The organism is Ligilactobacillus acidipiscis DSM 15836, assembly GCF_001435755.1.
Classification (GTDB): Bacteria; Bacillota; Bacilli; order Lactobacillales; family Lactobacillaceae; genus Ligilactobacillus; species Ligilactobacillus acidipiscis.
In genome coordinates, this window is record NZ_AZFI01000063.1 from 1 (window position 1) to 10,604 (window position 10,604).

11 protein-coding genes are annotated in these 10,604 nt (G+C 38.2%); 8 read left to right on the forward strand and 3 right to left on the reverse strand.

The annotated features are described in order from the left end of the window. Nucleotides 1–88: 88 nt before the first annotated feature. The 5 genes from FC65_RS05745 (at nucleotide 89) to FC65_RS05765 (ending at nucleotide 5,304) form a co-directional block, all read left to right on the forward strand. Complete coding sequence (locus FC65_RS05745) at nucleotides 89–823, forward strand: Crp/Fnr family transcriptional regulator (RefSeq protein WP_056971890.1); 735 nt, start codon at nucleotides 89–91, stop codon at nucleotides 821–823. A gap of 131 nt (nucleotides 824–954) precedes the next feature. Beyond that, nucleotides 955–1,410, forward strand: a complete 456-nt coding sequence (locus tag FC65_RS05750; RefSeq protein ID WP_056971891.1) for an arginine repressor — start codon at nucleotides 955–957, stop codon at nucleotides 1,408–1,410. Between the two features lie 192 nt (nucleotides 1,411–1,602). Next, nucleotides 1,603–3,750, forward strand: a complete 2,148-nt coding sequence (locus FC65_RS05755) for a PBP1A family penicillin-binding protein (RefSeq protein WP_056971892.1) — start codon at nucleotides 1,603–1,605, stop codon at nucleotides 3,748–3,750. Nucleotides 3,751–3,840: 90 nt separating this feature from the next. Next, nucleotides 3,841–4,179, forward strand: coding sequence for a YlbF family regulator (locus FC65_RS05760; RefSeq protein WP_010496406.1), 339 nt, complete (start codon nucleotides 3,841–3,843; stop codon nucleotides 4,177–4,179). A gap of 147 nt (nucleotides 4,180–4,326) precedes the next feature. After that, nucleotides 4,327–5,304, forward strand: a complete 978-nt coding sequence (locus tag FC65_RS05765; RefSeq protein ID WP_156408577.1) for a 3'-5' exoribonuclease YhaM family protein — start codon at nucleotides 4,327–4,329, stop codon at nucleotides 5,302–5,304. Between the two features lie 259 nt (nucleotides 5,305–5,563). On the opposite strand, the gene FC65_RS05770 is transcribed toward FC65_RS05765, so the two are convergent. From FC65_RS05770 to FC65_RS05780, 3 genes are all read right to left on the reverse strand, one after another. After that, a complete protein-coding gene (locus tag FC65_RS05770) occupies nucleotides 5,564–6,475 on the reverse strand; it encodes a peptidylprolyl isomerase (protein WP_056971894.1) in 912 nt (303 codons plus the stop codon). A 137-nt stretch (nucleotides 6,476–6,612) separates the two neighbouring features. Further along, entirely contained in the window at nucleotides 6,613–6,900 is a 288-nt protein-coding gene (locus tag FC65_RS05775) for a hypothetical protein (RefSeq protein WP_056971895.1), read from the reverse strand. Between the two features lies 1 nt (nucleotide 6,901). Continuing rightward, a complete protein-coding gene (locus FC65_RS05780; RefSeq protein ID WP_056971896.1) occupies nucleotides 6,902–7,336 on the reverse strand; it encodes an HIT family protein in 435 nt (144 codons plus the stop codon). Between the two features lie 309 nt (nucleotides 7,337–7,645). On the opposite strand from FC65_RS05780, the gene FC65_RS05785 reads away from it, so the two are divergent. The 3 genes from FC65_RS05785 (at nucleotide 7,646) to FC65_RS05795 (ending at nucleotide 10,490) form a co-directional block, all read left to right on the forward strand. Then, nucleotides 7,646–8,371, forward strand: coding sequence for an ABC transporter ATP-binding protein (locus tag FC65_RS05785; protein WP_056971897.1), 726 nt, complete (start codon nucleotides 7,646–7,648; stop codon nucleotides 8,369–8,371). Between the two features lie 10 nt (nucleotides 8,372–8,381). Then, nucleotides 8,382–9,602, forward strand: a complete 1,221-nt coding sequence (locus FC65_RS05790; protein ID WP_056971898.1) for an ABC transporter permease — start codon at nucleotides 8,382–8,384, stop codon at nucleotides 9,600–9,602. Nucleotides 9,603–9,692: 90 nt separating this feature from the next. Next, on the forward strand, nucleotides 9,693–10,490 hold the full coding sequence (locus FC65_RS05795) for a phosphotransferase family protein (protein ID WP_056971899.1): 798 nt from the start codon (nucleotides 9,693–9,695) through the stop codon (nucleotides 10,488–10,490). Nucleotides 10,491–10,604: the final 114 nt, after the last annotated feature.

The window sequence follows — 10,604 nt, forward strand, 5'->3', positions numbered from 1 at the left end:
CAGGATTGCTAAAATTTAAATAAATTTTAATTATATTTGAAGCATAAATAGTAAAGGAGGATTATAGTCCGGTTCAGGTACTTGATGCATGACGTGTGATTATAGAACAGAGATGAAGACAACAACAAATTCATTGTTAGAAAATGAAGCCAGTGATATTTTAGAAGGATTCCAGGAATTCGATCTGAGTGAAAAAAGGATCTTAGAAGAATATACTAAAATTTTAAAGTTTGAGAGCGGCAGTAAATTTGAACTGACCTATGTTCCGTACCAGTCTTATATTTTCTGGTTGAAGCAAGGGTCGTTGTTTTTAGAAGATTTTTGTGCGAATGGACAGTCAGCTTTTACCTTTTTGAAGAAAGGTATGTATTTTCCTTCAGACCTAGAACTGCCTGAACAGCAAACATCATTTGGGGTAGTCCATGCTTGTCAAAATTTAACGATTTTAGCGATCCCAATTAAAAAGTTTGATCATTTAAAAAACACTCATACTCACTTTATTAGGACGGTTCATCATAGTTTATTAAAAAAATATTTTTTGCAAAAAGCATTGCAGCAGCTTTGTCTGGAAGGAAAAATTGCAGAACGGATCAAAAATATTTTAGTTTATTTTGCTAAAGAATGTGGCAGCAAGCTAACTAATGGTGATGTTCTTTTACCTGCTGTTTTGACCTATCGGATCATAGCGTCATTCGCTAACACAAGTGTTGCAACTGTCTGTCAAACAATCAAACATTTTAGACAAAAGGGGCTATTGAATGGCAGCTCGCGAAAGTTGATCATCTGCAAAGATTCGTTAGATCAGCTATTAGGTGCCAGCTGACCTTTTCTATTAGGCTGATTCTGTTATAATACTTATTTGAGAAAGCCAATCAATTACTATGGTCAAACTATTGGCCGTTTTTAGGCGTTATCTATAAAGAGACAACATGAATGGGACAAGGAAGGTCAAATATGAAAAAAGAAGATAGGCAACGAAAAATTGAACAGCTGATCAAACAACAGAAAATTTCCAATCAGGACAGCCTGATCCAGGCTTTAGAAGATGAGGGGATCCATTCTACTCAAGCTACGGTCTCACGAGACATTCGTGAAATGAAGATCATTAAACAAGCGGATACTGATGGTAATACTTATTATACTTTGCTTAAAAAAGATCATTCAGACCCCAAACAAAGGATCAAGGAAACTATCAGCGATATCGTCACGAATGTGACCAACGTTCAGTTTGTTAATATCGTGCAGACTACGCCCAGAAATGCTAACGTGTTGGCAGCATTGATCGATGATAATGAATTGCCTGGAGTAGTTGGGACTTTAGCAGGTTATGACACTGTCGTTTTATTTAGTCCTAATAATGAAACTGCCCAAGAAGTTTCCAGATTTTTTATTGCAAATATTGGTGAATAGAGTTTATGAAAATGGGTAATATTAGACGTCGGCAGGCTCTGTTATATAGCAAGTACCAAGGCAATGGGTGGTCATTTTTAGTGCCTTTAACTGCTAAATCTTTTGTTAAGAAGGTTTTCAGCCGCTAAAATTTTGCTCAAGTATGATAATATGGAAAAGACTAATAATATTGTATAAGAGGAAAAAATAGTTATGAATGATTCATCATTTTGGAATACTTTTAAACAGCAATTCAAAAAAATTTTTGAACCCTTTTGGCATTGGCTGTGTGCAAAGTGGCGTCGATTTCAAATCTGGCGTTGGTTGCTCGTCGCTTTCTTGAGTATCTTTTTGGTAGCGAGTGTTTACTTGGTTTATATTGCGAAAACGACCGATGTTTCTGGGTTAAGATCAGCTTTGCAGCAATCGACTGAGGTCTATGACGATAAAAATCAAAAGGCTGGTTTCTTATATTCACAAAAGGGGACATGGGTCTCAAAGGATGAAATGTCAAAAAATGTTTCTAACGCAGTTTTGTCCAGTGAAGATAGGAACTTTTATCATGAATATGGATTTTCAGTTAAGGGGTTAGGAAGAGCGGCTTGGCTGCTCGTCAAAAACAAGCTGACTGGTGCTAATTATATTAGCGGTGGCGGGAGTACCTTGACACAACAGTTAGTTAAAAATGCTTTTTTGTCACAGGAGCAAACATTTAGTCGGAAAGCTAAAGAAATTTTCATCGCCATGCAAGTTGAAAATGATTATAGTAAAGACGATATTTTAACGATGTATCTTAATAATGCGTATTTCGGAAATGGTGTTTGGGGTGTAGAAGATGCTGCCCAAAAGTATTTTGGCGTTCATGCTAGCCAGTTATCAGTACCACAGTCTGCTACACTAGCCGGGATGTTATCTAATCCAGGGCAATATAACCCGATCGATAATCCGCAAAAGTCACGGATGAAACGCAATGTTGTATTACAAACGATGGTTGAAAATAAGAAGATCACGAGTGCTGAAGCTAAGGAGTATCAAGCAACAGGGATCGTTTTAAATGACACCTATCAATATCGGTCTGGTTACAAGTATCCTTATTACTTTGACGCGGTGATCAACGAGGCCACCAAAGACTATGGTTTGACAGAAGCAGAGATCATGAATAAGGGTTATAAGATCTATACTTCTTTGAATCAAAATCAACAGGCTAAAATGCAATCATCTTTTGCTGATCCAAGTCTTTTCCCTAGTGCGGCTAGCGACGGAACTAAAGCCCAAGCTGGTTCGATCGCTATTGACCCTAATACAGGTGGAGTTAGCGCAGTTGTGGGCGGTCGTTCTGGCAGTCATGTTTTTCGTGGTTATAACCGTGGTACCGGACTGATCCGCTCACCTGGTTCGACGATCAAACCACTGGCAGTCTATACGCCTGCGATCGAAAGCGGCTATCATTATGATTCCAAGGTAGAAGACAAATTACAACCTTATGGAAAAAATGATTACACTCCACATAATTGGGATGACCAATATGCTGGAGAAATGCGAATGTATCAAGCTTTAGCGCTTAGTAAAAACACTTCGGCTGTGTGGTTATTGAATAAGATTGGCGTGCAAAAAGGATTCCGTTCAGTAGAAAAATTCGGGATCCCGTTAGACAAATCAGATGAAAACCTGAGTTTGGCTTTAGGCGGGTTGAAGAAAGGTGTTTCACCGTATCAGATGGCTAGCGCATACACAGCGTTTGCAAATTCGGGAGTCCGGAAAGATCCGCATTTTATCACTAAGATCGTTGATTCAGAAGGAAAAACGGTAGTTGACAACACGAGGATCAAATCTAAGCATGTCATGTCAAAACGAGTTGCAAAGCAAATGACAAGCATGATGATGGATGTCTACAACAATGGGACTGGTCAATCGGCTAAGCCATACGGTTATACGATCGCGGGAAAAACCGGCTCAACTGAAAGCACAAGTGCTGAAAACGGCAACGGCGATGATAATGATAAGTGGTATATTGGATATACTCCAGACGTTGTCGTAGCTACATGGATCGGTTTTGATTCCACAAAATATTCGATCGCTAATGTCGGTACGAATGCAGGTTCTGCGTTATTTAAATCTGAAATGGAAGGGATATTGCCTTATACTGCGCAAACATCCTTTGATACCAAGTCTGCTTCGACTCGATATAATGAAAGTGTTTCTGGTCAGGGTGAAGACAGCTCTAAGTCTTGGGATTCAGTTCAAAAAGCCGGCCGTGATCTGAGAGATAAGATCGATCAAGGAGCATCTGGTCTCAAAGACAAGGCTAGCAGTGCCGCTGAACGGGGCAAACAATATTTAGACAGCATTTTAGGGCGCTAGGAACTTTTCAAAATAATCTTGTTAAAATCCTTTGGTAGATAAGTAATAAATGTTACAATGTTAACTAGTATATGCAAGGAGGACACTTACGTGATCAATATTTATGATTCAGCAAATAAGCTTGAACAAGACTTACGTCAGACTCAAGAATATCTTGACCTTACGGCAGCAATGGCAAAACTTAAAGCAGAACCTGAAGCTTATGATTGTTTCAAGCGTGTGCAAGACGCACAAAAGAATTTGCAAGCAAAACAAATGCAAGGCGATTTATCAGATGAAGATGTAGACAAGATCAAGGCACTTGCAGAAGAAGCTCAAGGCTACGACAGTTTGTCTGATTTGATGCAAAAGGAACAGGCTTTAAATGCTGTTTTTGAAGAGATCAACAAGATCATCTTTAAACCAGTCAGCGAATTATATAACTTCTAAAGAACGTTTTAAGAGGAACTGTTTATCTCATGCAGTTCCTTTTTTCAATTAATCGTTTAAGCTGGTAGAATGATAATAGATATAAAATCTGTAGCAAAAGCTTATTCTTAAATGGGTAGGTCAGTACTGCAAAGCAGGAGGCAAATTTTGGAAGCAAAGAAGATCTTTGACTATAAAGTCGATGATAACATGGCATTATTTGTTTTGATCAAGGGTGCCGACGTTAGGATCGCGAAGAACGGTAAAAAGTTTATTGCGTTTACGTTTGCGGATCGCTCTGGAGAGATCAGTGCGAAATTCTGGGATGCTTCAGAAGAAGATATTTCTCAATTTCAAGCGGGACGAGTCGTTGCATTACAGGGGAAACGTGAAAATTATCAGCAAAATCCACAGATCAAAATATTTAAGATGCGGTTAGCAAATGAAAATGAACCGGCTGACCCGCAGCTTTATCTACAAAGCGCGCCTGAATCAACGCAGGATATGGAAAAAGAAGTTGATGAGGTCATTTTTGAGATCACTAATCCGACATGGAATCGAATCGTACGGTATTTACTGAAAGAATATCATGATGAATTTTTCAGTTTTCCAGCTGCCAAGAAGAATCATCACGATTTTGCAGGCGGTTTGGCTTTTCATACTTTATCTATCCTGCGACTGGCACATTCGGTAGTCAAAGAATACCCAGATATTAATGCGTCTTTATTATATGCGGGTGCTATCCTGCATGACCTTGGCAAGACTTTAGAACTATCTGGACCTGTAGCTACTGTTTATACTGTCCCTGGTAATTTGTTGGGTCATATTGTGCTGATTGATGAAGAAATCGCTAATGCCTGCGATAAACTAGGTATCGATAAAATGTCCGAAGATGCTGTTTTACTGCGTCATATGATTATTTCTCATCATGGTTTGTTGGAATATGGTTCACCAGTCCAACCGCATTTAATGGAAGCTGAAATTTTACATCACCTTGATGACTTGGACGCTTCGATCCAAATGATGCGTAAAGCATTGGAACATACCGAACCTGGAGATTATACCGAGAAAGTCTTTGGTATGGATCGGCGGAATTTCTATCGTCCTCAAGAAAAAGGACAATCACAGCCTGGTTCAGAGTTTTAACAAGCTTTTAACTAGTATATTGCGGAATTAATTTAGTTGAACCTTGATCGAACTAAAATTATTAAGCGTAGAGGTATATAGTGGTGATGATGAGGAAGAAACCGTGAACGTTTTGGAGATATTGATACTGTTTACTAAAAGGGATGGTTAGCTGGTTTTAGGGTTAGTTTGATTGAAAAAGAGGCCGTTAAAAAAGCATCGTAACATTCAGCAAACGTTGTTTAGTTTACTGAAGAGTTACGGTGCTTTTTTTGTGCTATTATTTTGCGCTGTTAGAGGATTTAGAATCTGTGCCAATATAATCGGCCAAGATATCTTTTAAGTCGTTATCTTTAATATTGACCTTGCCATGTTTCAGTTCTTTAGAAATGATCTTTTGCATGTATGTTTGATCTTGCATCTTGCTATTTAAGATCTGTTTCTTAAGTTCTGCTTTATGATCAGACATCTTACCTTTACCAGGGTTTTTGATCGAATAGATCACATGGTAACCATAACTAGTCTTAACTGGTTCAGTAGTGAACTTTCCTTGATCTAACTTGAAGGCTGCTTTCTTGAAACCGCCAACTAAACTGGTATCAGTGTTGTCGAATGCTGGTAATTTACCACCATTATTCTTTGTTTGATCATCAGTAGAATACTTCTTAGCCAAAGCTTTGAAGTTCTTATAACTACCATCTTTATTCAAGCTGTCGATCACAGTTTGTGCCTGTTTCTTACCATCGTCATTATTCTTTAATAAGATGTGAGCTACAGTGACCTTAGGCTGATATGACTTCCATTGCTTTTTGAGATCTTTGTTTGAGATCTTAGTGTTGGCTTTAACTGCCTCTTGCAATAAGAGGGAAGAGCGCAACTGATCTTTGTATGAGGACTTAGTAAAACCACCCTGTTGTAAAACAGAATTGAAAGAAGAACCATATTGTTTCTTGGCAGCGTTAAACTGTTTGTCAACTTTTTTGTCAGAAACTTTCTTTCCGTAATTTTCTTCGAGAACCTTATTTAAGATCATCTGTTGCAATTGTTGCTTACCTGAAGAAGTTTTCTTCATACTGTCATAATATTCACTTTCGGTGATTTTTCCACCGGAAGTAGTTGCGACAGTTTTTGAACATGCGGCCAAAGTGAAGGTCATCATGATCGCGGCTAAACCAGTTAACCATTTTTTCATTCCGTGAACACATCCGTTTCTATAAGATTTAGGTCTTATCTGGTGCAAGACTAACGGTTACTACTATAACATAATTTATTTTTTGTTAGTATGTGCATTGATAAATTTAGACTAATTTAATTATCTTGAAAAAAGTCTTATTTTTGCATTTTTTCGACATCTTTGGTCAGCTTTTTGATTTGCGGTTCAACTTCTGTCATAAATTCGCCGATCTCATCGGTGATCTCTTCGACCGTCTGAAGGGAAGTTTTGATTTCAGAGACTAGTTTCTTAGCGGAAACTGATGTATTTTTAATAGCTGACCTTAATGTCGGGTCTTTTTTTAAAGATGCGTCTGTAATTTGTCTTTTGTGCTGTTTACGATACATTAACAGACCCAGGACAGCGCTTCCTCCTATGATAGAAAAGATTTGAGCTTTTTTCATCTTAGTCACTCTCCGTAATATTATTTGAAATGTTAGCAGCGATCTGGTTTAATTCTTCGGTGCTATGTTTATCTGAGTTATCTGTGAAACTCATGCTGAAGCCATCGTTATCAGTATATCGTGGAACTAAATGAATGTGTGAATGGAAAACAGACTGGTAGGCAACTTTGCCATTATTGTTTAAAATATTAAGTCCTTTGATATCTTTGTTTGATGCACGAACTGCACGAGCGATTTTAGGGATCCTAGAAAACACTGCCGCAGCAAGGTCTGTATCATAAGCAAAGATGTCTTTGACATGCTTATTAGGGACGACCAAGGTATGGCCCGGTGTTGCTTGTGAAAGATCTAAGAAAGCTGTGACGACCTCATCTTTATAAACTTTAGTACTCGGGATCTCGCCGCTGATAATTTTACAAAACACACAATCTTCCATATAATTGGAACCTTCTTTCTATATATGTTAATTTCTATTATGTCCAGTATACACTAGATCAGAAAATTTTTAAGACTTTGGCGGTCTAAAATCTAATGTTATAATCTAATATGTGTACTGTTTTAGATTATTTGTGAATTTTAACAGCTTGCTATCACGGGAGCAATTTTTTGAAAAATAAAAAGTTATTAGTGCATAGCAAAGACAAGTTAGTCATGCGCTGTTGATCAAAAACAATAAATTAAAGTGGTTGATCCATGTTTGGCTCATGAAGGTCAGCATGTGTGGTCCACTGAGAGGAAGAAAAAGATGACTTTAAAAGTTAAAAACTTAGTTGGCGGCTATTCATCTATCCCCGTTTTAAAAGATATTTCTTTTGAAGTGCCAGGAAGTTCTTTGGTCGGTCTGATCGGTTTGAACGGGGCAGGAAAGTCGACAACGATCAATCACATTATTGGTTTGTTAAGACCAATGAAGGGCTCAATAACTCTGAACGGCGTTTCTTTGCAACAAGATGCTGCTCAATATAAAAAGATGATCGCCTATATTCCGGAGATCCCAGTTTTATATGAGGAACTTACATTAAAAGAACATATTGAATTAACGATGATGGCGTATCAATTGGATAAAGAGCAAGCTTGGCAGAAAGCAGAAAGATTTTTAAAAGTCTTTAGGTTAGACAATAAATTAGACTGGTTTCCAATTAATTTTTCCAAGGGAATGAAGCAAAAAGTGATGATCGTTTGTGCACTTTTGCCTAAAGTGGACTTGTTGTTAGTAGATGAGCCGTTCTTAGGACTCGACCCGCTAGCTACACGTGACTTGCTAAATTTACTAGACAAAGAAAAGCAAGCTGGAACAGCCATTTTGATGTCGACCCATGTTTTATCAACTGCTCAAGAGGTTTGTGACAGTTTTGTGATGATCGACGAGGGACAGTTGTTGGCCTCAGGGACATTATCAGATCTGCAAGAACAAAGCCATAAACCTGATGCTTCGTTGTCCGAGATCTATCTGGATATGACGGATAAGTGAGGCGGTAATTATGAATGAGATTTGGAAAAAAAGACGGGCTTCTTACCAAAAAATGCTGTTAAAGTATTTACGTTATGTTTTTAACGATCATTTTGTGATTGCTTTGCTTTTCTTATTTGGTGCTTTCGGATTGTCATACTCTAACTTTTTAAAAAGTTTGTCTGGCAATGAAAATATTTGGTGGGCACAGCCAACAGCACTTTTTATCTTAGTGATCATGATGCATGTCAATCAAATTGCTACTTTTTTAAAAGAACCGGACAAAGTCTTTTTACTGCCGCAAGAAAAAGAGATCCGACAATATATTAAGAATTCTGGGCAATATAGTACATTCATTGCTGTTACTGTACAGCTGGCACTTTATGTAGTGCTGACACCATTTTTATTGTTTGCTGCCAAGTTAACTGGTTTGAACGTGATTTTTCTAGCCATTACGCAAGTAGTATTAACGATCGACCGCACGAAAAGGCAGGCAATGGGATTATTTATTACTCAAAATCGTGTCTTTTCAAAAGAAGTAACATTTTCATGGTTGATACCTGGGCTGATCTTGGCTGCGGGAGTCTATTTACCTGCTTATGTTGCGTGTGCGGTTGCAATATTGCTGTTATTGTTCACAACTAGTCGGGAGCAAAAATTATTAGCGACTAAAATATTTGACTGGCGTTACGCTATCGATCAAGAAGCAGCTCGAATGGCTCGATTATACCGCTTTTTTAACATGTTTACTGATGTTGGTTCTGTCAGCCCGAAACCTAAGAGACGACGTTATTTGGATCGTTTATTGCCCAAGTATAGTGCAAAACCGGAAGGAATTTTTAAGTACTTGTTCTGGCGGGCTTTTGTTCGCAGTGGGGAATTTAGCAACTTGTACCTCAGACTGACGCTTTTATGCCTGATCGTGTTATTTTTTATTCCTAACTACTGGGTATCTTTGCTCATTGCCGCGGTTTTTGTGTATTTGTTAGGTTTTCAATTGATGCCGCTCTTTGTAACTTATGATGAAGTTGTATTTATGCACACTTATCCTATAAATATACAAAAAAAGTTTCTTGCATTTTCTAAAATGCTGTTTTCCTTGCTTTTTATCAGTTCGATATTCTTTTTTATTCCGATTGCTATTCAAGGCCCAGAAATAATCAAAGCCTTATCTGCACTGGTTTTGTTGGTCGCTGAAAGTGCCTTGATTGCAAGAATATACAGTAAAACACGCATTAATAAAATGTCTTGACAGCGTCGAAGTGAGTTTGTAGACTTTATGTAGTAATTGATTTTTGCAAAAAAATCAGAAAATCCGAACTGAAAAAGGAGCGTTGCCAAAATGAATCTTGATTTAGAGAATGGCTGGCAAGTGCTCCCAATTGGCGGCGATACAGGGACAGCGTACATGGGGATCAAGCAAAAAGAAAAAGTCTTTTTAAAACGAAACCCATCACCATTTATTGCAGCACTTTCGTTGGAAGAGGTCACTCCGAAACTGATCTGGTCGAAAAGGATGCACACAGGCGATACATTGACTGCTCAGCAGTGGATGAACGGTCGGTGCCTCGAGCGCAGTGAAATGAGCTCGGATCAGGTAATTTCCTTGATTAGACGTGTTCATCACTCTGATCTTTTGAAACGGATGTTGCAAAAAGTTGGCGGAATACATTATGAACCAAGCGATTTTTTGACACTTTATTATCGGAGAACTTCTGCCGATTTATTAGCGCACCCGTTACTGCACAAATGTGCTAAGTTTTTAGAAGCACATCTGCCGGAGTGTCCTAAAGATGATTATGAGGTGTCGCATGGCAACCTGAAGCGTGAGAACTTTTTGTTGTCAGATTCAGGGCAGCTTTTTCTTGTTGACTGGGAATCAGTAATGTTTGCTGACCCAGCAAAGGATCTTAGCATGTTAATGTGTCGCTATGTCCCACGCGCAGATTGGAAGCAATGGTTAGAAAGCTATTTTGGAAAGCAATTATCGAAGGCAATGGAGTTTCGCATTCAGTGGTACGCACTGATGAATCTCCTTTTGGATGTAGAGTTTAACTATCGGCGTGGTCGTTTCCATGAAATGAACCAAGACATAATAAAAATACAACAAACATTTGAAATATTTGAAAAGTTTATTTAGTTTTAGCATATTTAGCGAGTTTGCACTTAATTTTAGATCCCTTAGGGAGAAATACCCCGAGGGATTTTTTTGCGGTATAATGAATCCTGAATTATTCATACTTTTTGTCTTAAA

Coding starts and splice junctions, on each gene's coding strand:
- FC65_RS05745 (WP_056971890.1), top strand. CDS start 89: ATGACGTGTGATTATAGAACAGAGATGAAGACAACAACAAATTCATTG.
- FC65_RS05750 (WP_056971891.1), top strand. CDS start 955: ATGAAAAAAGAAGATAGGCAACGAAAAATTGAACAGCTGATCAAACAA.
- FC65_RS05755 (WP_056971892.1), top strand. CDS start 1,603: ATGAATGATTCATCATTTTGGAATACTTTTAAACAGCAATTCAAAAAA.
- FC65_RS05770 (WP_056971894.1), bottom strand. CDS start 6,475: ATGAAAAAATGGTTAACTGGTTTAGCCGCGATCATGATGACCTTCACT.
- FC65_RS05775 (WP_056971895.1), bottom strand. CDS start 6,900: ATGAAAAAAGCTCAAATCTTTTCTATCATAGGAGGAAGCGCTGTCCTG.
- FC65_RS05780 (WP_056971896.1), bottom strand. CDS start 7,336: ATGGAAGATTGTGTGTTTTGTAAAATTATCAGCGGCGAGATCCCGAGT.
- FC65_RS05785 (WP_056971897.1), top strand. CDS start 7,646: ATGACTTTAAAAGTTAAAAACTTAGTTGGCGGCTATTCATCTATCCCC.
- FC65_RS05790 (WP_056971898.1), top strand. CDS start 8,382: ATGAATGAGATTTGGAAAAAAAGACGGGCTTCTTACCAAAAAATGCTG.
- FC65_RS05795 (WP_056971899.1), top strand. CDS start 9,693: ATGAATCTTGATTTAGAGAATGGCTGGCAAGTGCTCCCAATTGGCGGC.